Annotated in this window: 21 protein-coding genes; 14 read left to right on the top strand and 7 right to left on the bottom strand. The window is 35.0% G+C overall.

The window, feature by feature from the left end; translation table 11 throughout:
- Window positions 1-138: 138 nt before the first annotated feature.
- Entirely contained in the window at window positions 139-2,301 is a 2,163-nt protein-coding gene (locus B154_RS0114345; protein ID WP_026260193.1) for a TIM-barrel domain-containing protein, read from the top strand.
- A 77-nt stretch (window positions 2,302-2,378) separates the two neighbouring features.
- Here the strand turns inward: B154_RS0114345 and B154_RS0114340 are convergent, their stop codons facing one another.
- Together B154_RS0114340 and B154_RS0114335 are read right to left on the bottom strand one after the other, a co-directional pair.
- Entirely contained in the window at window positions 2,379-3,734 is a 1,356-nt protein-coding gene (locus tag B154_RS0114340) for an alpha-L-fucosidase (protein WP_018614949.1), read from the bottom strand.
- 149 nt (window positions 3,735-3,883) lie between these two features.
- On the bottom strand, window positions 3,884-4,993 hold the full coding sequence (locus B154_RS0114335; RefSeq protein ID WP_018614948.1) for a glycosyltransferase family 4 protein: 1,110 nt from the start codon (window positions 4,991-4,993) through the stop codon (window positions 3,884-3,886).
- 362 nt (window positions 4,994-5,355) lie between these two features.
- On the opposite strand from B154_RS0114335, the gene rfbG reads away from it, so the two are divergent.
- From rfbG to B154_RS0114300, 7 genes are all read left to right on the top strand, one after another.
- Window positions 5,356-6,441 (top strand): CDP-glucose 4,6-dehydratase, encoded by a 1,086-nt coding sequence (gene rfbG, locus B154_RS0114330; RefSeq protein ID WP_018614947.1) that lies wholly within the window; start codon window positions 5,356-5,358, stop codon window positions 6,439-6,441.
- On the top strand, window positions 6,438-6,983 hold the full coding sequence (gene rfbC / locus B154_RS0114325) for a dTDP-4-dehydrorhamnose 3,5-epimerase (RefSeq protein WP_018614946.1): 546 nt from the start codon (window positions 6,438-6,440) through the stop codon (window positions 6,981-6,983). Before rfbG ends, rfbC begins: the two co-directional genes overlap by 4 nt.
- 2 nt (window positions 6,984-6,985) lie before the next feature.
- The gene (locus B154_RS0114320; protein ID WP_018614945.1) at window positions 6,986-8,212 is read left to right on the top strand and encodes a class I SAM-dependent methyltransferase; all 1,227 of its coding nucleotides are present in this window, start codon (window positions 6,986-6,988) and stop codon (window positions 8,210-8,212) included.
- A 3-nt stretch (window positions 8,213-8,215) separates the two neighbouring features.
- On the top strand, window positions 8,216-9,073 hold the full coding sequence (locus B154_RS0114315; RefSeq protein ID WP_018614944.1) for an NAD-dependent epimerase/dehydratase family protein: 858 nt from the start codon (window positions 8,216-8,218) through the stop codon (window positions 9,071-9,073).
- Complete coding sequence (locus B154_RS0114310) at window positions 9,066-9,803, top strand: cephalosporin hydroxylase family protein (protein ID WP_018614943.1); 738 nt, start codon at window positions 9,066-9,068, stop codon at window positions 9,801-9,803. The genes B154_RS0114315 and B154_RS0114310 overlap by 8 nt, the downstream gene beginning before the upstream one ends.
- A gap of 5 nt (window positions 9,804-9,808) precedes the next feature.
- The gene (locus B154_RS0114305) at window positions 9,809-10,825 is read left to right on the top strand and encodes a glycosyltransferase family 2 protein (RefSeq protein WP_018614942.1); all 1,017 of its coding nucleotides are present in this window, start codon (window positions 9,809-9,811) and stop codon (window positions 10,823-10,825) included.
- A gap of 237 nt (window positions 10,826-11,062) precedes the next feature.
- Window positions 11,063-11,602 carry a hypothetical protein gene (locus B154_RS0114300; RefSeq protein WP_157580765.1) on the top strand — a complete coding sequence of 180 codons (540 nt, stop codon included), beginning with the start codon at window positions 11,063-11,065 and terminating at the stop codon, window positions 11,600-11,602.
- Here the strand turns inward: B154_RS0114300 and B154_RS28630 are convergent.
- Window positions 11,599-12,036, bottom strand: coding sequence for a glycosyltransferase (locus B154_RS28630; protein WP_018614940.1), 438 nt, complete (start codon window positions 12,034-12,036; stop codon window positions 11,599-11,601). The two genes, B154_RS0114300 and B154_RS28630, sit on opposite strands and share 4 nt — an antisense overlap.
- A gap of 154 nt (window positions 12,037-12,190) precedes the next feature.
- Here B154_RS28630 and rfbF point away from each other — a divergent pair, with 154 nt between their 5' ends.
- The 4 genes from rfbF to B154_RS0114270 all read left to right on the top strand — a co-directional run bounded on the left by rfbF (window position 12,191) and on the right by B154_RS0114270 (window position 16,090).
- Complete coding sequence (gene rfbF, locus B154_RS0114290) at window positions 12,191-12,967, top strand: glucose-1-phosphate cytidylyltransferase (protein ID WP_018614939.1); 777 nt, start codon at window positions 12,191-12,193, stop codon at window positions 12,965-12,967.
- A 32-nt stretch (window positions 12,968-12,999) separates the two neighbouring features.
- Window positions 13,000-14,007 carry a glycosyltransferase family 2 protein gene (locus tag B154_RS0114285; RefSeq protein WP_018614938.1) on the top strand — a complete coding sequence of 336 codons (1,008 nt, stop codon included), beginning with the start codon at window positions 13,000-13,002 and terminating at the stop codon, window positions 14,005-14,007.
- A 27-nt stretch (window positions 14,008-14,034) separates the two neighbouring features.
- Window positions 14,035-15,042: a glycosyltransferase family 2 protein gene (locus B154_RS0114280; protein ID WP_018614937.1), complete on the top strand. Its 1,008-nt coding sequence runs from the start codon at window positions 14,035-14,037 to the stop codon at window positions 15,040-15,042.
- Between the two features lie 109 nt (window positions 15,043-15,151).
- Window positions 15,152-16,090, top strand: coding sequence for a DNRLRE domain-containing protein (locus B154_RS0114270; protein ID WP_018614935.1), 939 nt, complete (start codon window positions 15,152-15,154; stop codon window positions 16,088-16,090).
- A 90-nt stretch (window positions 16,091-16,180) separates the two neighbouring features.
- Here B154_RS0114270 and B154_RS0114265 read toward each other — a convergent pair whose 3' ends face one another.
- Entirely contained in the window at window positions 16,181-18,670 is a 2,490-nt protein-coding gene (locus tag B154_RS0114265) for a YfhO family protein (protein ID WP_018614934.1), read from the bottom strand.
- 333 nt (window positions 18,671-19,003) lie between these two features.
- Between B154_RS0114265 and B154_RS0114255 the strand changes: the two genes are divergently transcribed.
- Together B154_RS0114255 and B154_RS0114250 are read left to right on the top strand one after the other, a co-directional pair.
- Window positions 19,004-19,780 (top strand): queuosine precursor transporter, encoded by a 777-nt coding sequence (locus B154_RS0114255; protein ID WP_018614932.1) that lies wholly within the window; start codon window positions 19,004-19,006, stop codon window positions 19,778-19,780.
- A gap of 164 nt (window positions 19,781-19,944) precedes the next feature.
- Entirely contained in the window at window positions 19,945-21,690 is a 1,746-nt protein-coding gene (locus tag B154_RS0114250) for a DUF4838 domain-containing protein (RefSeq protein WP_018614931.1), read from the top strand.
- Window positions 21,691-21,769: 79 nt separating this feature from the next.
- Here B154_RS0114250 and B154_RS0114245 read toward each other — a convergent pair whose 3' ends face one another.
- The 3 genes from B154_RS0114245 to B154_RS0114235 all read right to left on the bottom strand — a co-directional run bounded on the left by B154_RS0114245 (window position 21,770) and on the right by B154_RS0114235 (window position 24,834).
- A complete protein-coding gene (locus B154_RS0114245) occupies window positions 21,770-23,227 on the bottom strand; it encodes an ATP-binding cassette domain-containing protein (RefSeq protein ID WP_018614930.1) in 1,458 nt (485 codons plus the stop codon).
- A 182-nt stretch (window positions 23,228-23,409) separates the two neighbouring features.
- Window positions 23,410-23,877, bottom strand: coding sequence for an NUDIX hydrolase (locus B154_RS0114240; protein WP_018614929.1), 468 nt, complete (start codon window positions 23,875-23,877; stop codon window positions 23,410-23,412).
- A gap of 6 nt (window positions 23,878-23,883) precedes the next feature.
- On the bottom strand, window positions 23,884-24,834 hold the full coding sequence (locus tag B154_RS0114235; RefSeq protein WP_018614928.1) for a magnesium transporter CorA family protein: 951 nt from the start codon (window positions 24,832-24,834) through the stop codon (window positions 23,884-23,886).
- Between the last annotated feature and the right edge of the window lie 75 nt (window positions 24,835-24,909).

Raw genomic sequence — 24,909 nt, 5'->3', positions numbered from 1 at the left:
ATAAGGCACGCTATTATTTAAACTGTTACATACTTCTCTGCCTATTTTTACACGTAAAGTAAATTCCTCACTTTAAAGTATCTGCATTATCTTATGTTGATGAATAAGTCAAAACAGCGGGATGAATCAAAAAAAGATATGAAACAATTATTAATAGTATTTGCAATAATCCAACTAGTAACAATTACAGCGGGTTATTCTCAAAACATACCACTTAACTGGCGTTCCGTTGCTGCAGGTGTATGGAAAGTAAAAATTGGGCAACCACAAAAATTTGATTTACTGAGAACAGCCAACATTCATCCCAGAATAGAGACACTTAGAAATTTAGGTGAAAGAAATTTTCCCTTATTAAAAGAAGAGTGTCATGCTGAACTACAAAACGGAAAGATATACTTACGGTTTCCACTGGAGAAAGAAGAACAGCTATTTGGCTTAGGACTTAATTTTAAAACTATAAATCAACGTGGCCGCATAATGACATTGCATGTGGACCATTACAATGGAATTGATAATGGCAGAACACATGCACCTGTTCCTTTTTACGTTTCTACCAAAGGCTATGGGGTGCTGGTAAATAGTGCAGAGTATATAACAGTATATGCGGGCACGGGTATAAGGGTAAACAGCAAGCATCCCCCAAAAGTTTATAATCGCAATACAGACAAGAATTGGGAGGCACAGCCTTATTCAGATGCTGTTGAAATACTGGTTCCTGCTAATGGAACCGAAGTATATGTTTTTGCGGGCAATAATACAATGGAAGTGGTACAACGTTATAATTTATATAATGGAGGAGGTGTGCTTCCACCAAAATGGGGACTCGGTTTTACGCAAAGAGTGCCGACATTGTCAACCGAAGATGATATAAGAAAAGAAGTAGCTGATTTTAAAGAACATCATTTTCCATTGGATTTTATTGGCCTTGAACCGGGATGGCAAACCAAATCCTATCCTTGTACTTTTGAATGGGATACCACACGTTTCTCTAATCCTGCAGATTTTGTAAGGGAAATGAAAGACAGCGGGTTGCGTTTAAATCTATGGCTTAATCCTTACCTGTCACCTTCTTCTTCCTTATATCAAGAACTGAAACCGGTATCAGGCTCTCATACCGTATGGAATGGACTTGTACCGGATTTCAATGTTGAAAAAGCAAGAAAAATATATAAATCATTGTTTTCAAAAGAACATATCGATATCGGCATATCAGGCTATAAAATAGATGAAGTAGACGGCTACGACAATTGGCTTTGGCCTGATGTAGCAACCTTTCCTTCAGGAATTACGGCTATGCAAATGAGGCAAACATTTGGCTTGCAAATGCAGAAAATGACATCAGAATGGTTTAAAGAAAAAAATACCAGAACTTATGGTTTGGTTCGCGCATCTAATGCCGGCGCTTCCTCTTTTCCTTATGTTATCTATAATGATTATTACAACCATCGTGATTTTATAACTGCTTTATGCAACAGCGGTTTTATAGGGGTACTATGGACTCCGGAAGTACGCTCCTCTGCAACGGCAGAAGAATGGCTGAGACGAATGCAATCCGTATGTTTTTCACCAATGGCAATGTTAAATGCATGGAGCGATGGAACCAAACCGTGGAGCTATCCTGAAGTATCGAAACAAGTAATGGAGGTAGCTACTTTGCGAATGCAATTGCTACCATACATATATAATTGCTTTGCCCAATATTATTTCGAAGGGAAGCCACCGGTAAGAGCAATGAATTTAGAAGAAGGTTTTTCTTTTTCACCTAAGCAATTCACAGCAGAAATAAATTCTGTAACAAATCCTTATGCCTTAGCAACCAGAGAAGATGTAAAGGACCAGTTTATGCTGGGCGATTACTTATTAGTAGCACCAATGTTTGCAGGAGATAAAAAAAGAAAGGTAGTATTGCCGCAGGGCAAATGGTATAATTTCTATACGGGAGAATATGCGGGTAAGGGAGAAATTATAGAAATAGAACCTGGCCTCGACAATATACCTCTTTATGTAAAAGATGGCGGAATCGTTCCTATGATACCACCTGTTTTACATGCGCCAACGCCAGGAGAAACATTACCGCTTGAGTTAAGGCATTATGGTGAGTCTAAAGGAAGCATTTCCTTGTATGACGATGATGGAGAAACCTTTAATTATAAAAAAGGAAATTATATGAGATATTCTTTCTCAGCTACAAAAGATAGTGATGGAAAATGGATTGGAAAAGAAGAGATTTTTAACAAGAATAAAATGACTCAGCAATACAAGAATTTCAGCTGGAAATTTATGGCGGGTGATAAAAAATAAAGGCCATAAAAAGTTCCCATAGTCTAAAGAGAGCCATGGGAACTTTTTTATAAAGCTTACTCTGTAAGTTTTATACTCTATTCCCCATCTGAAGCCTTATAAAATCCAACTTCTGATAATTGAATTGGCTGTTTTGCTTTCAGCACTGTTAGCCTGACTTTAGTTGCAGTAACTGCGGAAAAACGCAGTAAACGCTTATATCCTATAGTCGTAAATTCATTAATTTTCTGCCATTCTTTTCCGTCCCAATATTCCAGCAAAGCTTCTTCGTTTCTCTGGCCACTAGCAATATTTTCCTGGAACATCGCCCTGTCAAATGTCACTGCATTTTTAAAATCTATCTCCACCGGCTGGTTCTCTTTAACTGTTATAAAAGTTGATAGTTTTTTATCTGTTAATCCACCTTTGGCCTTTTCTTTGGCAAGATTGGTTTTAAACGTTTCATTTAAAATTGTTCTGAATTCCTTCAGACTAGCAACATCACTTTCAGACAAAAGCCCTTGCCTGTTAGGTGGAATATTCAAAAGCAATAAGCTATTTCTTCCTACAGAATTGTAGTACAAGTTAACTAATTCTTTGCCGGTCTTTACCTTATCATCTTCTGATGAATGATAAAACCATCCCGGCCGAATAGAAACATCAGTTTCCGCAGGAACCCATGACTTTCCCTCAGGATCACCGGTATTTAGATATTTTGGATCAGCTTTACCGGGAGCCAGAGTATCTTTATTGATAGTAGACCAACAAGTTTCTCCGGCATTACCTGATTCGTTACCCACCCAACGTACATCGGGACCAGCATCAGAAAACAATACAGCTTTAGGCTGCAACTGGCGAACTAACTTCCAAAAGCCCGGAAAATCATACTGCATGTCTTTTGCATTTTTTCCTTTTGCCCCGTCAAACCAGACCTCAGAAACTTCTCCGTAATTGGTTAGCAATTCGCGCAACTGGTTCTTGTAGTAAGTATTATAAGCATTCGTTCCATAAAGGGGTTGATTCCTGTCCCATGGAGAAAGATATACGCCAAACTTAATTCCATATTCTCGGCAGGCATCAGAAATCTCTCTTACCACATCTCCCTTCCCGTTTTTCCATGGACTATTTTTTACAGAATGTTCCGTATACTTCGAAGGCCATAAGCAAAATCCATCATGGTGTTTAGCTGTAATGATGGCCATTTTAAAACCTGCATCCTTCAGACTTTTTACAATTTGTCGTGCATCAAAATTTGTGGGGTTAAATATTTTTGGATCTTCAGTTCCTTCTCCCCATTCTTTATCGGTAAATGTGTTAACCGTAAAATGTAGAAAAGCTGTTGTCTCCAACTGCTGCCATGCCAACTGCCTGGCACTTGGCACAGGTAAGGACTGAGCGATTAAAACATTGCAAATAAAAAAAAGTGCAATAACGATAGCGAAAATTTTTTTCATGATTATATATTAATTGACAGTATAAACATAAATGTCAGTAAATGAATATGGAACCTTATAAATTGCGGGGACAATATAAGTAATCCTAACCTACTAAGCCATTTTGAAAATAAGACAATACTAATAGTTGCAGAAATTATCAGACGATTCTAGAGGATCTGAATTATTTTTTCTAAAATCTTCTCATTTGAAAAATAGTTGTAAAAAGCCGCCGGAATATCTGAAGTTATATTTCCTGCCTCAATGATAGCTCTCGCAAAGAGAGTGCAGTCGTTGTCATCAACAATTATTAATTTTCCCCCACAAATTTCTACCGGAATTCCTATTGCTCCTGTTTTAAAAGAAACACAGTTTAAATTAAAGCCTAGCGCTTCCACTAACTTGGTTTTAATCCCCCCTCCTTCGGTTATAGGATTTACAAACACACACGCACCACTTAAATAAGCATTAATATCAGAAACGAAGCCTGCAAATACAATATCAGGATTTTTATTATTTTTAATTAAATCTTCAGGTATGTCCTTTCCACATACTACCAGTTTAAAATTTCCGGCTTGTAACATTTTAAGCTGTGGAAAGATGCGGTTAACAAGATTAATTAAGGCATTTAGGTTAGGCGTATAGTCAAAAGCGCCATTAAACAAAATAATAAGGTCACCTCCATCAAATTTGTATTTGTCCCTTAGAAAAGCCTTTGAAGCTTGGCGCTGTACATCCGATGGGACATCAGTTAGATTTATACCGTAAGTTATGGTAAAGGTATTTAGTGGCGACAAAGCAAAAGCTTTTAAAGCATATGTTCTATCTGCATCTGTTATAAAGTAGTTGATATCAGCCTGTCGATGAACCCACCCTTCATAAAACAACAATATTTTCCACCACCATCTATGTAAGTTTTTAAAGCGAAGGCCTTCTATATTATGTGATCGCACGATTAGTTTTATTCCAGTAATTCTTTTTAATGTTATTGCCAGCCACCCTAGATAGGGGTGCTCTATTTGTAAATAATCTGGCCTTTCTTTATGTATAATTCTCCGAATCTTAAAAACTGCTAAGAAATTAATATAACGCAAAACTGATGCTGATAGAATATTATACATTTTATATCCTATAGCTTTGCTATTATCATTGTCTTTTGTTCCGACGCAAACTAGCTCAAAATGTTTGGCAAGATTTTGATAGAATGAATTGATAGATTTTTGTCCTCCTGTTAAAGCAGGCAAAAAAGTGTACGGAACAAGACATAAAATTTTTTTCATTCAGTTAAGTCGTTCTTAAGTTGTTTATTACTTCAGGCAACTAAAGAGCATTTTTAACACGAAAGATAAGAATAGGGCAGTCAAAACTTTTAAAAGTTTTATTAATACACCACCAAGTGTCACTAGCTTATACTTAGGTAATCAAAGTGAGAACTGGATGCTCAGAGATAAAAATCAGATGTCTTATTTGTCACTTTATTGTTTTCTATTGATTCTCTTGCCTAGAAAATTGGACAGTAGCCTTAGAAAATTTAACAGCCCCTACTTTAATTATTCTCTGGAAAAGTTTTAAAATTTCAAAAAATACCACGTCTTTTGCGCGATTAGATCGGGAATTACATTAGAGAAAATTATTTTGGCAAATGGAAAATTCAGTAGACAAGGAATTTTTGTCATCTTTTTATGCGGGTAAAAAGGTTTTTATAACCGGGCACACGGGCTTTAAAGGTGCGTGGCTGATGGCTGTCTTAAGTGAGTTAGGTGCAGAGGTAAAAGGATATGCTCTTGAACCCGAATATGAAAATGGTTTGTTTGAAATATTAATTAATAAAATACCAGTAAAAAGTATAATAGCAGATATTCGGGATAAAGAAAAATTGTCAAAAGAAATTACGTCTTTTGAACCGGATTTCATTTTTCACCTTGCAGCTCAGCCACTTGTAAGACGCTCTTATGAACTGCCTGCAGAAACATTTGAAGTAAATGTAGCCGGAACAGCAAACCTGTTGGAAGCAGTTACTCATCTTAATAAAAAATGTACTGTAATTGTTGTTACTACCGATAAGGTGTATCAAAACAAAGAGCAGCACATTTTATATAAAGAAGAAGATATCCTGGGCGGATATGATCCCTACAGTGCCAGTAAGGCATGTGCTGAGTTGGTAGTAAGCTCTTTCAGGGATTCGTTTTTTAATACCGATAATTTTATAAAACATCAAAAAGCTGTCGGTAGCGCGAGGGCGGGAAATGTAATTGGTGGTGGTGACTGGAGTAGGGACAGATTGATACCAGACATAATAAGGTCATTAACCGCATCGAAGACAATTGAAGTAAGAAATCCGAAATCGGTGCGCCCTTGGCAACACGTGTTGGAGCCTTTAACGGGTTATTTACTTTTTGCTGCTATGCTGGATAATAATCCGGCTAATTTCTCAAAAGCCTATAATTTTGGCCCGTTGCCCGTAGATCATCTGACTGTAGAAAATTTGGTAAAATTAGCAATTGAGTTTTGGCAAAAAGGCTCGTGGAAAGATGTGTCTAATCCCAACGATGTGCATGAAGCGACTTTGTTAAAACTAGATATAAGCAAAGCAATGAAAGAATTAAAATGGCATCCGAAATTACATTCAAGCCGGGCAATAGAATGGACAATTAACTGGTATAAACAACCTGTTGATGAATTAGCTGACTATACCTTTAGGCAAATAAGAGAATACCTTTCATTATGATTTTCACTCCTACCCCATTAAACAATAGTTATGAAATCACGCTGACTCCCCACTCAGACAGCCGTGGTTGGTTTGCCCGTTTCTTCTGTAAGGATGAGTTTAAAAAAATCGGTCATGATAAGGAGTGGGTTCAGATGAATCATTCATTTACGGCTGATAAAGGGTCTTTAAGAGGTATGCACTTTCAGAACCCTCCCTACACAGAAATAAAAATGGTTAGATGTATTGCGGGAAGTGTGTATGATGTAATTATTGATATAAGAAAAAATTCATCTACTTTTTTACAGTTTTATAGTACAGAATTATCTGCTGTAAAAAAAAATATGTTGTACATTCCGGAGGGCTTTGCACATGGCTTTCAAACACTTACACCAAATTGCGAACTGATTTATTTTCATTCAACATATTACACCCCAAATGTTGAGGGTGGGATACGATATGATGATCCTTTAATTAATATAAAGTGGCCGTTGCCTATAAAAGAAATGTCTGAGCGAGATACCAATCATCCATATTTAAACGAAAATTTTAAGGGAATATAATTATGAAATGCAGATTTTGTAAATCGGAATTATCAGATGTTTTTATTGATTTAATCAATTCTCCCGCTTCTAATTCTTTTTTAACGAAAGAAGAACTGAATGAGCCAGAAGTTTTTTTTCCTTTAAAAGTATATACTTGTCACACTTGTTTCCTTGTACAAATAGAAGAATATAAAAAGTCTGATTCAATATTTGATAATAAATATGTCTACTTCTCATCTTATTCTAAAAGCTGGCTCGAGCACGCAAGTCGTTATACAGATAAAATGATCAGTCGTTTTAATTTCAATGAAAAATCAAAAATTATTGAAATTGCTTCTAATGATGGTTACTTGTTGCAATATTTTAAGGCAAAGAATGTTCCGGTATTAGGCATTGAACCAACAGCAAATACTGCAGAGGTTGCTATTAATAAGGGAATTGATACCGTGACAGAATTTTTCGGGGTCCAACTGGCAAAAGAACTGGTATCAAAAGGAATAAAAGCAGATTTACTCTTAGGAAATAATGTATTAGCACACGTGCCCGATATCGTAGATTTCGTGTCAGGAATGAAAATTTTGCTGAAAGAGGATGGAGTAATAACAATGGAATTTCCGCATTTAATGCAATTGGTAGATAATAATCAATTTGATACTATTTATCATGAACATTTCTCTTACTTATCTTTTTATACAGTCAAGCAGATTTTTGAAAGTTGTGGGTTAAGTCTTTTTGATGTTGAAGAAATTCCAACACATGGAGGTTCTTTACGTATTTATGCGAAACATGAAGAAAACACAAAAAAAGAAATTTCAAAAAACGTTGCTGATTTGCTTGATAAGGAAATGGCAAAGGGAATGAATTCCCCGGCCTACTATCAAAACTTCCAACAAAAGGCTTTACAGGTTAAATTAAGTTTTATTGAATTTTTGATAAAACAAAAAAAAGAAGGAAAAAAAGTTGCAGGTTATGGAGCTGCCGCAAAAGGAAATACCTTATTGAATTTTTGCGGTATTAAGAATGATTTAATAGAATTTGTGGTAGACGCAAATCCGCACAAACAGAATAAGTGGCTTCCTGCAAGTCATATTCCTGTTGTTGCAGAAGATGTGCTGAAGCAGTCAAAGCCGGATTTTGTTATAATATTTCCATGGAACATAAAAGAGGAAGTCATAAAGCAGTTGAGCTACATAAAGGATTGGAATGGAAAATTTGTAATTCCAATTCCTCAATTAGAAGTAATATAAGCCATGAAAAAAGTTTTGGTTACGGGTGCATCGGGGTTTATAGGTGAATATGTAATTGTAGAATTACTAAAGAATAATTATTCCGTAATAGCCACATCGACTTCAGCAGAAAAAGTGAAACAAAGAGCATGGTTTTCGAAAGTAAAATTTGTTCCTTTTAACTTTAAAAATTACTCGGCCGATGCAAATTATTTCCAATACTTTGATAAGCCAGACGCTCTTATACATTTGGCATGGGAAGGGTTGCCAAATTATAAATCATTATTTCATTTCGAAGAAAATTTGCCGAGGCATTATGCTTTTATAAAAAACCTGGTGTTGAACGGCTTGTCAGATGTTACAGTAACAGGTACGTGCTTTGAATATGGTTTTAAGCAAGGTTGCCTTACAGAAGAAACAGACACTAATCCGACAAATGCCTATGCGATAGCAAAAGATGCCTTGCATAAATTTCTTACCCAATTGCAATTATATAATCCTTTTGTTTTAAAATGGGTGCGACTATTTTATATGCATGGTAAAGGGCAAAACCCTAATTCTATATTTTCACAATTAGAAAAAGCGATTGAAAATAAACAGGATACCTTTAACATGAGTGGAGGCGAGCAAATAAGAGATTATTTAAGGGTAGAGGAAGTGGCAGAATATATTGCTAAAATAGCAATGCAAAATAAAATAACCGGTGCTATCAATTGCTGTAGCGGAAAACCGGTGAAGTTGAAGGAATTGATTAAAAATTACCTAGAAGAGAAAAAAACAAATATTCATCTTAATCTTGGTTACTATCCTTACCTTGATTACGAGCCCATGAGTTTTTGGGGAGATAACACAAAATTGAAAACAATAATAAACAATGGATAATCCGATTTCACAATTTATAGAGGAAAGAAAGGCGCGTATTAAAGCTAATGGCCACAATGAAAGTTTAAAGGCTTCAGCAAAAGCTTTTAACGATGCATCTAACAGTAACCAGTATTCGTATAATTTTTCATGGATGGGAAGACCCATTATTCAATATCCCCAGGATATGATTGCAATGCAGGAAATCATCTGGGAAGTGAAGCCAGACTTAATAATAGAAACAGGCATAGCCCATGGAGGTTCATTAATTTATTACGCTTCGTTGTTAGAATTAATAGGAAAGGGTGAGGTATTAGGTATTGATATTGACATTAGAAAACATAATAAAGCAGAGATTGAAAAGCATCCGATGTTTAAACGGATTAAAATGCTTGAAGGCTCCTCAATAAGTGAAGATATAATTGGCCAGGTTAAATCAATAGCTAAAGACAAACAAAAGATTTTAGTTATTTTAGATAGCAATCATACTTACGATCATGTGTTGAGAGAATTAGAATTATATTCTCCATTTGTTAGTTTGAGTTCTTATATCGTTGTTTTTGACACAATTGTCGAAGACCTTCCTGCAAATTACTTTAAAGAAGAAAGACCGTGGGGCATTGGCAATAATCCTAAAACTGCGGTTTTTGAATTTCTTAAAAAGAATACGGATTTTGTCATTGATAAGGAAATAGATAATAAGTTACTAATAAGTGTAGCTCCGCAAGGATATTTAAAAAGAATAAAATAAATGTTATGCCGCTTGTAAGTTTTTGTTTTACCACCTTTAAAAGAGGTAATATTTTAAAAAGCACCTTAGAAAGCATTAAAAGACAAACATTTCTTGATTATGAAGTAATTGTTTCTGATAATGACCCAGACTGTAGTGGTCGTTCTGTTGTTGAGGAGATGCAGGATGAAAGATTTAAATATTTTCCTAATGGTGCAAATCTTGGAATGAAACCTAGCTTTAATAAAAGTTTGGAACGGTCAAATGGAGAATTCATTGTCATGATAGCTGACGATGATCCGGTGTATCATGACATGTTAGAAACTTTAGTTCGATTACAAAAGGATTACCCGGGCTATGGTTTATATATGGGCGGTTCTGATTGGTACTGTACCGATCCAAAAGTCGCTAAATTATATAAAATAAACGTAGGAACTAATTCCTGGTTATCAAATGAACATGAAGTAAATTTTGTTCAAGCTTTTAGTCCATTTGACTTTTTAAAAAGATTTTTTACATTTAAAATATTTTCTTCCTATTTGTGGTCAACATGTATGGTAAAAAAAGAGGTATTAGTACAAATGGGAGGAGTACCAGACTACGGTACCCCTTTTTTAGGAGATTATGCCTATTTAAGTCTAATGGGTTCTCATTCAGGATGTGTCGTAATAAATAAATCATTAGGCTGTCAAACTATACATTTAGAAAATTTTGGACGAAATCAGAATGAGCAGATTGCTACTGCAGCGCGTAATTTTCCAGCTTACCTATCTCAAAGAATGTCAGCTCTTCCCGAACGGGAGAATATAAAAGAATACATTTTAAGTTTCGTGGGTCTATGGGTGGTTTCCCATTTGTCATTTTTACACAATTATTTTAAAAGTGAAAAAGTAAAAGCTGATACTTTATCACAGGCAGAAAAAGAAGTATTTGCTATTAATTTTATGAAAAAATACCGCTTTAAATATGAATTAAAAAAGAGGTCTCCAGCTTTACATGATCAACTAGTTTTGTTGAAAAAAAGACTAAAAGGCAAGTATTAATATAGCTTCTAATCTACCTTCTTGTATTTTTTATAATAAAAATATTTAATCATAGAAATCAAAAATACCATAAGTAGCATGGTATCTGTAGGATTTTTTACGATACAACCAAAAGAATTGATTTAATAAATTTTGAAGCAGTTAAACCGCTACTGCTATAAAAAAAATTTGCTAGCTATATTAAAATATTTTTCTTCGCTTCGCGTTTTCATAAATAATAAAGTTTTAATAAATTCAATGAAAAAGTTACTCAATTTTACTAGTATTGTGGTAGTAATTGTTATTTCAATTCTGGAGTTAAGTGTTTCGTCCTGTAGAAAAGAAGTAATTAAAGAAGTAATATCCAGAGATACTATAATTCAAAGGGACACAGTCACGATAATAAAAAAGGATACAACTTTGTCAGTAGAATTATTAACTGCACATGGTTGGAAACTTCAGGAGCTTAGAGGCGTCTCAGGGGGTTCTTTGGTTTATTATTCAAGAGGTGGTTCAAATAATACTGAGAATTTTGATGATGAATATATTATTTTTAAAGCGGATAAAACGGGCACTTATTATGATCCGTTTAGATATCCAAGCCCATTGACATGGGATTTTGGCAATACTGAAAACACAAAGATTGTATATACCATACAATTCCCTCAACCAGGCCCTGTTGTTATTACATGGGAGAATGTAGTTTATAAAAATAATAGTTTAAAAATAGATGAATACTGGACTGAGGGTAATGTAAATTCTCATACTCAGTCGATTAGAATTCCTGCAGTTTTTTAACCATCGTTGCCTGAAGTTATTAATGACTTAGTTTCTTTAATCATACAAACATTTCCTTTATTTCTTTTTGCTATGTATTCTACCCCAGTCATAGCTGTTTGTTCTTTGTTTGGCAGTTTTTCTAAACATGTTGTGTAAGCGGAAATGTTTTCCTGTGAAAAATAAGAATCCTGATCCATTGTAAGCAGCCATTCACATCCATCTTCAGTAGCTAATCTGCTAGCTTGGTTTAATCTTTTGGCTATACCTTCATTTTTGCCATCATGCAAATAGTTTACCGTTTTTAATGCACTTAGTTCATTGCTGACTAAGGATGTATTTTTAGAATTATCGACTACATATAATTTTTGAACATGGGGTAGATAAGAAAGAATATTCTCAACAGTTCCAGAGTCAGGATTATATAATATAACAACTCCCGATAGCCTTTGCATTGAAATAGTAATTTATTAAAGCAGTATTAATAATATTAAAATCTTTATTTACTCTTTTTAGAAATACCGCTTTTCAGTTAAGCAGCATGACCTTTATTATTTATTGCCATAGTTAATGAAATAAAATAATTTTGCAGCAACTTTTTTACAATTTATGAAAGTAGTCATATTCGCAGGAGGTCTTGGAACCAGGATTTCAGAGGAAACAGATACACGACCAAAACCCATGGTAGAGATAGGAGGTAAACCTGTGCTTTGGCATATAATGAAAATTTATAGCCATTTTGGATTTAATGATTTTATCATTTGCCTTGGATACAAAGGATATGTGATAAAGGAGTATTTCATGCATTATTTTCTTCATAATTCAGACATAACTATTGATGTAGCAAATAATAAAATGGAGGTTCATGGCTCTACATCAGAATCGTTTAAAGTAACCCTTGTAGAAACAGGAGCAAGTACAAAGACTGCGGGTCGTTTAAAACAAGTGCAAAAGTATATAGGAGATGAAGACTTCATGTTGACCTATGGAGATGGTGTTGCAGATGTTGATATAAATAAGCTAATAGCTTTTCATAAAGCGCACAATAAAATTGCAACCGTTACCGCCGTACAGTTAGATGCACGGTTTGGGGGTATGGACTTGTCAGCAAATGGAGAGGTGACTTCGTTTAGGGAAAAAGCAAAAGATGAAAGTAAATGGATAAATGGTGGATTCTTTGTTTTGAAACCAGAGGTGTTTAGCTATTTGCCCGGTGATATGAATAATATGATGTGGGAAGATGAACCGCTGGAAAAATTAGCTGCAGACGGGCAATTAGTAGCATTTCAACATAAAGGATTTTGGAAACCTATGGATGCACTGAGAGATAAATTAGAGTTGGAAGCTTTATGGCAAAACAACCAGGCTAAGTGGAAAGTGTGGTAACTTACATGTTGGTCTGAATCAGAAACAGAAAAATGAAAAAATACAGCATTGTTTTACCTGTAAGAAATGGCGGAGAATATGTGAAAGAATGTGTTAACAGCATACTATCACAAACTTTAAATGAATTCACCTTACACGTACTCGATAACTGCAGTACCGACGGAACTCTCGAATGGATAACTTCTTTAAAAGATGAACGCATTATAATCACGCCTTCTACAAAATCCTTAACTATTGAAGAGAACTGGGCAAGAGCAGTCAATATTCCTAAGAACGAATTTTTAACTCTTATCGGTCACGATGATGTGCTAGAGCACGATTATTTAGAAGTAATGGATGAATTAATTTTAAAATATCCTGACGCAAGTCTTTACCAGGCCCATTTTAATTATATTGATAGTAAAGGCAAAATAATTCGAAAATGCAAACCAATCGCTGAAATAGAAACAGCGAAGGATTTTCTTACCAGCCTTCTTACCAATAACTTCGATGTTATGGGTACCGGTTTTATGATGCGTTCCCGGGATTATGATGCTATCGGCGGTATTCCAATTAATTACCCTAATCTCTTATATGCTGATTTTGAATTACTGGTTAATCTTACACGCATAAGTTATAAAGCAACTTCACCTAAAACTTGTTTTGATTTCCGGCTTCATCAAAGCACTACTACTGTTTCTCCTGATGTAAAACTTCATAAAGCATTTGAAACGTTTATCAACTTTCTTCAATCTTTAAAAACAACAGATAAAACATTAATTGAAGTAATTGAAAAGTTTAGTCCAGACTTTATTCTTTTTTACTGCAAAGGATTGTCACATAGGCTGTTAAGAACACCTCTTGTTAATAGGGATAACTTATCAGTAAAAAAATTTATCAGGAAGTGTGAGGCATATTCTCAATCACTCGCCCCGGGTAAAAAATTTGAACCTTTGTCTATTCTTTCTATTTGGCTGGCTCAAGTATTAGACAGCAGTTCCATTGGCAGAAATTTGTTTTTGACATTCAAAAAAGTATACTCCAAACCTGTTTTACAGTAGCGGGTAAAGAATAAAGCTAATATTGAAATGATAAGCCTTTCCATTATTATTGTTAATTACAAAACACCCCTGCTTATTGTTGATTGCATTCGGTCTATAAAAAGCCAGACAAAAAATATTTCTTATGAAATAATTGTAGCAGATAATTTATCGAATGACGATAGTAAAGAAATTATCTGCACTGAATTTACTGACGTAATATGGCTGCAAATAAATTACAATGCGGGGTTTGCACGGGCTAATAATGCAGGCATACGATTATCGAAAGGGGAAATTATTCTGCTTCTCAATCCTGATACGATTGTTGTAGATGACGCAATAGAAAATTGTTACCTCCGATTTATTAAATCCAACTATGTAGCTTGTGGAGTACAATTATTAAATCAAGACAATACTCCTCAGATAAGTGGCAACTTTTTCATGAAAGGAGGATTAAACCATTTATTGGCTTTACCATATCTAGGTCCGTTTTTGCGAACTATAGCTTTTGCTATAAAAGTTAAGAAAACGAACGTGCAACAGGCATCTGCTGAAGAAAAAGTTGACTGGATAAATGGAGCCTACCTGATGGTAAAAAAATCAGCCATTAACAAAGCAGGATTACTGGACGAAGACTTTTTCTTGTACGCAGAAGAAACAGAATGGTGCAGCAGACTATTAAAAACAGGTGAAATTTGCATTTATGGCGACTTGCATGTTACTCACATACAAGGTGAGACCATAAATAAAGAAACCAAAACATCCGATAAAGGTTATAGCAATCTGTATGATAAAAAAGGCCTTCAGTTGATGGTTTCGAACCATTTGCGGATCAGAAAACAGTTCGGTGCAGGCTGGTTTCTTTTTCATTTGTTTATTTTTACAATTGAAATTCCGATTTTTACCATATTAAGTTTTTTTGATAACTTTTTTCATGGAAAATATCCTTTTGCAGATTCAAAAAAAATAAAAGGGTTTACGAAAAATGTTTTCAAAGTATGGCAATTGCTTCCCGTGATAATGATGAAGAAGCCTCACTTTTACAAGATGTTTTAATTTCTAGTTGCCTGCGAGGCTGCCTTTGATTAAATATCCTACAATAATATTTTTAAGTATTTGACGTTTTGAACAAGTAAAGAAATTATAATTTAAAAAACCAAAATACGTGAACATTGTAAAACGGGCGTTATCGTTCTTCTTTTTCTTTTCTTTTTTATTTATCAGTTGTAAAAAAGAGCTTTGTACTGGAAATCTTCCACCTACTGTCGACGCAGGAACTGATACTGTGATTACTTTATTAGGCCTTAAGGGCGATAATATCAAGCTTCAAGGTGAAGCAGTTGATGTGGATGGAACTGTCTCTAGCTATTTATGGAGTCAAATTTCCGGACCCAATTTAGCAACAATTACGGATCCCGGATCAGATTCAACTCTGGTAATTAACATAATACCTGGTAATTACGTATTTCAATTAATGGCCACAGATAACAAAGGAGCAACAGGGGTCAAAACCGTATCTGTTAAAATATTGGCTCCGGAAATACAAAGCATTACATTACAACCTATCGAAAATACAAATGAAGTTTCTTTAGGCATATGGGGAGGCAAAGACTTCTCAAATCCTGAATGGCAAGAAATTACTGCAAGCAGTTGGACAAAAGACGGGTCACCGGTAACTTTAAGAGGACTTTTCAAATTTAATTTTGATAGTCTGCCTGCTGGTCTCAAAGTGATATCTGCAAAGCTTACACTGTATTCAACGCCAAATCCCCTTAATGGTAACCTCAGTGATGCCAACTTTGGTAATGATAATAGTTTATTTCTTCAAAGAGTAACGACAAATTGGGATAATACTGTAACATGGAAATCGCAACCTCCATCCGACACAACTGATCAAATTACTATACCTCACACCGATGAATCTAAACTTGATATTACAGACCTAGATGTAACTTCTCTTGTTAAGTCGATGATTCAAAAAGGCAATTACGGATTTTTACTAAAACTTCGGAACGAGGTTCCCTATACCTCCCGGCTATTCTGCTCAAGCAGATATTCCGATGTGACTAAACATCCAAAACTGGTATTGCAATACACAAAATAGAAATCGAATTGGTTATCATACATTTACTAAACAGGAGGCAGATTTAAACCGCCTCCTGTTGTTATTGTTCTACCACACTTTCCTCGAACTTTATTTTAAGTTTCTAGTCTCTTTTTTTCTCATATTACTCCACCCATATAGTAATGACGCAAAAATGGCCAGCCATAATAATCCATTTGCGATGTACATAATAGTTTGACCCGTATAATAAGATGACGGCTCAAATCTAAATTCGACAGAGTGATTACCGGCAGGAACAGATAAGCCTCTCAAGACATAATTGGTTTTACAATAATCTGTCTTTTTCCCGTCAATGTAAGCATTCCAACCTGCGGGGTAATACACCTCGCTGAAGACTGCAAATTGATTACTTTTTGAGCTTGTTGAATATTTTATGTGATCATTATCGTAACTGACTAAAGTTATTTTAGCAGATGAATCTGCTGCTGCAACCGGGCTTACAACCGATTTGAAGGAATTATCAACAAAAGCTGTCTTTGCGGGATCAAAGTTATCCAGCGCTTTAATTTCTTCTACAGGACCGTTTACAAATTTTACTTCTTTTACAAACCAGCTCGCCCCCATAGCACTGTCGTTTTTCTGAACCGTATACTGGTTAGGTTGTTGCTGGCTCGGGATCATAAAATAACGAGTATCAAGCATGTTTAAAACACTCATATTGTTTTTAGACAGCTGATTTTCAATTAGGTCCTGGTAAATTCTTAATTTGGCTGGATGGTACCCTCCTACACAACGGTGATAATATGCTGTCAAAGACTCCTGGAACCGGTCGCCTGATAAATTGTATACCCTATAATGCGGATCTTTATCTTTTAATATTTCTATATCTGCTGCTGTAGGGCTGAAATTTCCGGTTTGGTACGTATCAGCATCCACGTAGTTATCACTATTTAAATATTTGGTATCTATTGCAAAAAGGTCAATAGTGTTTATGAGTATAAAAGCTGTTATAATTACGGCAGGTCTTAAAATACCTTTTAAATAAAGAAAAAGTGCGCCTAAAGTTACTCCGGCAAAAATGAGAGCTCTAAATATTCCTCCCCCAAACATTGACTTTCTTTCTTCTATCATACCTTTTATTACAGACCGACCCAATTCATCATTTCCTGTTTGCCCTGCAAAACTTTTTATGATTTGTTGGTCATTTGCACTGCTGTAATCATTAAACAAATACATCAACACTAAAACGCCAAAAACGCCCCCAACAACATAAAGTATTTTTTTAAAATTTTCCTGCAAATCCTTCTTTGCAGAATGTGAGAAAAATATTTGCTGAAGGCACAATACCGCCATAAGTGGAAAGAGAAGTTGAGGAATAACCAAAGCCATGGAAGGAGCCCGAAATTTGTTATACAAAGGCAAATACTTTAATAAGAATTCATTAAAGCCCAGGAAATAACTTCCCCATGCCATCATAAGGGAGAAAATTGTGGCGCCTAATATCCACCATCTATGTTCTTCCTTTACCATAACAAGCCCGATGATAAACAATATACATATAATAGCTCCGAAATAGACAGGTCCCGATGTGCTGGGAACAATACCTCCCCAGTATTTGGGCAATTGTGAAGCTATTTGTATTGCATTGTTTTCAGGAACATTTTTTTCAGTCAATGCCGAAACGACTTTAGAATTTTCGTCGAAGGATTCTGAACTACTGCTACCAAAGGCATTTGGCATTAAGAAAGTAAGAAACTCACTTTTAGCAATACTGTAAGAAAGGGCATAATCGACGTCTAAACCTGTCGTTTTTACCTGCTTCAGCTCAGTGCCAGAACTTTCAAGTGTTTTACCGCCCCGCATGGTATATTTGGCATATTCAGAAGTTGTAAGGAGTGCCAGGGCTGAATTACCTACACCAATCAGCCCCGCCAACATTGCAAGGCTTAGCGCAGTAAACATATGTTTCCACCGTTTTTCCTTTATCCATTTCACAACAAACCCTATTGTCATAAAGCCGGCAATAATAATAAAGTAGTAATTGATTTGCGGATGATTTGCTCCAATTTCAATGGAAGCAAAAAGAGCGGTAGCAGTTAAACCAATAACGTATTTTTTCTTATACAATAAAAGCAGGCCGGCTAATAATGCAGGCATATAAGCAATAGACATCATTTTAGTATCGTGACCTACTGATATAATTATAGGGTCGTAGGTGCAGTAAGCGTAAGCAAGACTTCCCAAAACTGCAATCATGACATTGGCCTCAAGAGCCATGCATAAAATATAAAAACAAAGACATGCAAGAAAAAAAAAGTTCACAGGTTTTGGCAAACCGAGAGAAAGTATTTTATTAAAATCAATTAAATAACTTTTACTCTCCATTGCTACCTGGTAATTAGGCATTCCGCTAAACAAATGCGTATTCCACAATGGAAAATGTCCATGTGTTTCCTTATATTCAAAAGCATTTTGTGCCATACCTCTCCAGTGTACCACATCGCTTTGCTGAAGAACTTTTCCTTCCAGTGCAGGCCTACAATAAATAAGTGCTACAATTAAAAAAATTCCAATTGCAAATACATGCGGCAACAATTTCTTCCAGTCAAAATTCTTCATGTTGTTATTTTAAGCAGATGGCAAAATAATACTATTTTACACGAAATTATTTCATGGGGAGGCTTTTATTTGTGGGAAGGGTCGCATTCATTTGTAACCTGTTCTTTATTTTGTGTTTATTATTACGGCATACTCATTTTACTGTTACTCAGCCATTTACCGAATTAATTATCATTGCCGGTTGGATAATGTCATTTTTTTTAAACATTATTTTTGCCTTTTTTGTAACAATATTTATCAGGAAAAAAGAAACAGGATTGCCACTGTTGCTAATAGCTTTTAATATTTTTTGGCTGCTATTTCAAATTTTTTACTATTTGCTTATAAAATAACATGATCCACAACATTGTAAAAGACAAATCAACAAAACTATTTGTAGGCATTACTGCTTTCTTTGTGGCCAATGCCCTCATTGCTGAATGTATCGGGGGAAAAATCTTTTCTCTTGAAAAGCTGTTAGGATTGGAACCTGCTAATATAACACTGTTTGGAGAGCCGAACCTGTCTTTTAATCTTTCTTGCGGTGTTTTACTGTGGCCATTGGAGTTTATAATTACTGATATCGTAAATGAGTATTACGGGCCAAAAGCTGTGAAAAAAATTTCTTATATAGCTGTTGCATTAATTTCTTATGCTTTTTTTATTTTTTATATGGCCATCAATTTTCCACCTGCTGATTTTTGGATAGGTAGTGGTTCAGAAAATCATATACCGAATATGAATGATGCATTTACATCTATTTTCGGCCAGGGAATGTGGATAATCGTGGCAAGCATTATTGCGTTTTTGGTAAGCCAATTGGTAGATGTGACCATTTTTCATAAGATAAAGAAAATTACCGGGGAAGAAAAAGTATGGCTAAGGGCAACAGGTTCAACCGTTGTTTCGCAACTTGTAGATAGCTTTATAGTAGTGTTTATTGCTTTTAAAATAGGAAAAGGATGGAGTTGGTCTACCGTACTTTCTATTTCCCTGCTTGGCTACAGTTATAAATTTTTAATCGCTGTTATACTTACCCCGGTTATTTATTTTGTCGAGACAAGAATTGAACATTATGTAGGGGCTGAAACTGCTAAGCAAATGAAGTTGTCAGCTATGAAAAACGAGTAAAATACAAAAGAGTACCGAACGGGTAAATACATCATTTTTTTAAGACATCTTTTTCTCTATCAATATTTTATATAGAGAAGGTATTTCTGTTGCAAAAATTTGGTTCTGGCAAACAAAATAAATTAACAAATATGAAAATCAAATTTGTTTTACCTTGATTTATTATGTTAAAGAAATCAATTTACCTCCTAATTATTGTTCTCTTCGGCAGTAAGGTTTTTGCACAAAAAGAACTTGTATTAGTAAATAATGGTACAAGTAATTATCAGATTATACTTCCTGCTGATGCTAATGACATTGAAAAGCAATCCGCCTCTGTTTTACAGGATTACATTCAAAAAATTTCAAATTTCAAACTACCTATTCTTCAACAAAGTGCTTCCACATCATCTTACCAGATCATCATCGGGCGAAATAAATTTATATCCCAAAGCGACATTAGTGGATTAGGAGGCGATGGTTTTATAATTCGAAAAGTAAACAATTCTCTTATTTTGACCGGAGGAAGCAGAAAGGGGGTTTTATATAGTGTGTACACGCTTCTTGAAGATTATTTAGGATGTCGCATGTATACTTCAACGGCAGTTTATATTCCTCACGCCAGCAGTGTCACTTTGCCATCATCTTTGAGCAGAAAAGAAGTTCCCAGTTTTCAATATCGAATGACTTTTTTTCCTGATGCTTTTAACAATAACTACTGCGATTTTCACAAGACGAATTACTATGAGGAAAATTGGGGACTGTGGGTACATTCCTTTGAAGTGCTGGTGCCAAAAGACAAATATTTTCAAAGTCATCCTGAATATTTTGCTTTGGTCAATGGAAAGCGCAATCCTGCCCAGCTTTGCTTAACAAATCCAGATGTTTTAAACCTGGTTATCCAAAATCTTCAAAATTTAATGAAGGCAAAACCAAATGTCAAATATTGGAGTGTCAGTCAGAATGATAATGAACATTTTTGCGAATGTGATAACTGTAAAAGATTGAATGCTGAACAGGGAAGTTACCAGGGAAGTATTTTAACTTTTGTAAATAATGTTGCTAAACATTTTCCTGACAAAACTATTTCAACACTGGCATATAGAAAGTCAGAAAACCCTCCCAAAACATTGAAACCTTTATCTAATGTGCTCATTATGTTATGTACTACTTATGATGAAAGGAGAATTCCTCTTAAAGAACAGACCAACAACGGGTTTAATCAAAACTTTAAAAACTGGGCAGCAATTACCTCAAACTTGTTTATTTGGGATTACATAGTTCAATTCGTTAATTCACTTAGTCCTTTTCCCAACTTTTATACTATGCAATCCAACGTGCAATATTTTGCTACCAGAGATGTAACAGACTTGTTTCTGGAAGGTGTAGGTCATATGGAAGGAGAATTTTCAGAATTAAGATGTTATATGGCAAGCCGACTGATGTGGAATAAAGATGTTGACATTAAACAAACTATGAATGAGTTTATTGACGGGTATTATGGAAAAAATGGCGGAAAATATGTAAGTCAATATATTGACCTTCTGGAAAGAAATGCATCAATAAAACATGTTGGATTAAGAAGCGGTGGTACACCTACAGATGCTATGTATGCTTATTTATCTCCTGACAACATTAGTGTATATAAACGGATTTTCGAGGATGCAATGAATGCAACTGCCGGAACTGTTTACCATGACCGCGTAATGAAAGAATACTTGCCCGTTTTGTATGCTGAACTTGAAATTAATAAAACTATGATGGGGACAGGTAGAATTAACTTTATTAATAAAGAGGCGGACGGTAAGCTCTTAGATGACTTTTATAAAAAAATGAAACAGCTTAACATTGTTTATTTAAATGAAGCAAGGTTGAAAGTTGATGATTATTATAAAAATTATAATAATTTATTAAATAAAGTAACCCAGTAATCTGATGGTTAAAGCTGCGATATAAACTACTGAAATATTGGTTTTATGATCAATAACCCTGGTTGGAATGAGTATAGCTTTATTGCACCCTTTTCCCGTTTTCCAGCCTGATAAAACGGGTTACACAATCAGGTATTTCATGAGTGTAGTGTGAAACATAAATGAGCGTTTTATTTGCTGTAGTGCATATCTCATTTATAATGGCTTTAAACAATGTTGTTTGCGTTTCATCCAGCCCCTGGCAGGGTTCGTCCAGAATAAGCAAGGGAGGGTTTTTCACAAGGGCACGGGCCAGTAAGACTAAGCGTTGTTGGCTATTTGACAATTGAAATAAAGGTTTTAGAGCAACGTTTTCAATTTTCAGTAAACGCATCCACTTGCTTATGAGTAACTTTTGTTGTTCATTCATTTTTCTAAACAATCCAATTGTATCAAATAATCCTGAAGCTACTACATCAAAACAGTTTGTTCCTTTTTCGAAATACACATGAAGTTCTGGTGAAACAAACCCCGTCTTTTTCTTAATGTCCCAAATGCTTTCACCGGTACCGCGCTTTCTGTCGAACAAATAAATTTCGTTGGCATAAGCCTGGGGATTGTCTGCATTTACAAGACTGAGCAAAGTAGATTTTCCAGAACCATTTGGACCTGATAATGACCATTTTTCTCCGTTTTGTACTTCCCAATTTATGCTATCTAAAATAGTATGATCATATTTTATAGTTACATTTTTCATTCTTACGGCATATGTAAATGGAGCTTGCGGATTGTTTGTTGTCAGCTCGTGTAACAATTCTTTATCAAAAGAAAATGTTGGTTCAGACTTTACGTGCGCGTCATTCCAGTCAGAAGCCTTAACGGAGGAAACAGAATATGAACCGTTTTCTGATAGAGACATGACATTCGTTATAAAAAATGGCAGGTGAGATGGCGCAGTTACCATTATTATGTGAACTCCTTTTTTTGCAACCTCGTCTAAAACTTTTTCCAGCGTTTGCCTGCTTTTTACGTCGAGGCCGGTAAAAGGATTATCTAACAATAAAAAGGCGGGCTGTAACAATAAGGCTTTTATTATCTGAAGTCTTTTATTTTCTCCATTAGATAACTTGATTAAACTTTCTGCATACAACTTTTTTACATCAAATAATTCCACTAGCCAGGGAAGTTCATTTTTTGCCACAGCATTTTTCGGAATCGCGCGTTGCAAATCTTCTTCCACCGTAATTGCATCTTCGGAGTCGCTTGAATTAAAACGTTGCTGGTAATAGAAATTGCTGGTGTTGGACAAATTTTTAAAATGATGTTGTTGCTCAACTAAAACGACTTTTTTTGATAATGAAGGATTATTATCATGAATGGCTAAATGGCCGCCAAAAAATTGCTTACCAACCAGAGCGTGTAGTAAAGTGGTTTTCCCACTTCCTGAAGGACCTATGACTGCCCATTGCTCTCCTTGTTCAATTGTAAAAGAAATTTGATTAAGAACAGCTATTCCATTTTGTTTTACTGATAATGCCTTTGCCTCTAATACAGCCATAGTTTATTTATGATAAATTAGAATTAATACTTTATTCTTTTCAGCATTAACCATTAGTGCGTTTGCACCAAACCTAGATCTTTATACCTTCAAAGCGTGCCTTGATAATTATAAAACGCACAACAACGATATGGATGAAAACGAATGCTATTACCAGGAAATATTTTAAACTTCTTTTACAATCAGAAAATTTTAAACCGTTCTTTTTCCTTTAAAAGCTTAACGGTAATTTTATCAATAGGAAGGGAAACGGTTTCTTCAGTCAGATCGTTCCATTCTACCCATCTGAATACTTCCGCAGTTCCCTGTGGATCTGCAACCTGTTGAGGCGAAAAATCGAATAAAGTAGTTTTTGTATCGAGATTTATTGGTTCGGCAGCATGAACAAAATAGTAGATACTTAAAATTTGCTGTGCATTGTTAAAAGCAGAAATCTGGTGAAAATCGGTTGTATAAATATGCTCCCCAATACTTACATCAAGATTTGTCTCTTCTTTAAATTCCCGTTTAAGACAATCGCGTGTTCCTTCACCAAGCTCCAGTCCGCCTCCGGGAAATTTTGTATAATAGCTGCCACGAATAAACTCATCGCTGACCAAAACCCTGTTTTTGCTATCTCTTAAAATGCCATAAACACGAATAGTTATCATACCTGTTTATTTTGCTTTTGTTTTGCGTATTCGGTTATAATAATTCCAGCTTGCTACCAGTAATATTATGAAAGATATGATTACAGGAATCCAAAAAGTATATGGTGAATTTCTGTAAGGAATAGGTGTATTCATGCCATAAATACTTGCAATTAAAGTAGGCACAGTTAAAATTAATGTAAGCGTGGTCAGACGCTTTAGCACCTCATTTTGATTATTAGCAATAATGCTGGCAAAAGCATCTAAAGTAGAAGTTAGAATATCGGTATAAATATTTGCCATCTCAAGAGCTTGCGAGTTATCAACGATCATATCGTTTAAGATTTCCCGTTCATCCTCATTTAAACTTAAGAAATTGGTTCTTTCCAATTTCATCATCAGCAGTTCGTTGCTTCGCAAAGCTGTAACAAAGTATACAAGGCTCTTTTGTATGCGCACCAATTCCAGCAATTCTTCATTCCTGTTGGCATCATACAGTTTTTGCTCCAAAATGTTTCTTCGCTGGTTTACTTCTTTCAGGTAATCCATAAAGTTGGTGACGACCTTTTCAAATATCTTCAACACCATCAGGTTCCTTTTATCGGGCTGGCGCTTTTGGAAAGTATTTAGAAATTTTTTGATAGCTCCATTGTCAAAAGAATTGACAGTTACAATGTGATTGTGCGTTAATATAATACAAATAGGAATGGTTATGTAAAATGCATCGCTATCGTTAAACGAATTGTTTTCCGCAGGTGTCTTTATTACAATAAACTTTACATTGTCTTCCAGTTCAAAACGTGGTCTTTCATCAATATCAAGAGAATCTCTTAAAAACTCTATCGGAATATCTAGTTCTTCACCAAGTTCAAAAAATTCTTCTTCCTTAAAAGGAGGTACAAGATTTACCCATACATCACTTTCGGGTTTATCTATTTCTACAGTCTGGTTATTGATATTTTTAAAATAGTGTATCATGTAGAAATGTTAAACACAGTATTATACAAATAAATACTTATTGATTTTTTAATAGTAAATATTCAGATTTACAAA

Origin of the sequence: Segetibacter koreensis DSM 18137 (assembly GCF_000374045.1) — a bacterium.
Taxonomy (GTDB): domain Bacteria; phylum Bacteroidota; class Bacteroidia; order Chitinophagales; family Chitinophagaceae; genus Segetibacter; species Segetibacter koreensis.
Note: the sequence above shows the minus strand (reverse complement) of the source record. Positions and strands in the feature narration are given on the sequence as shown.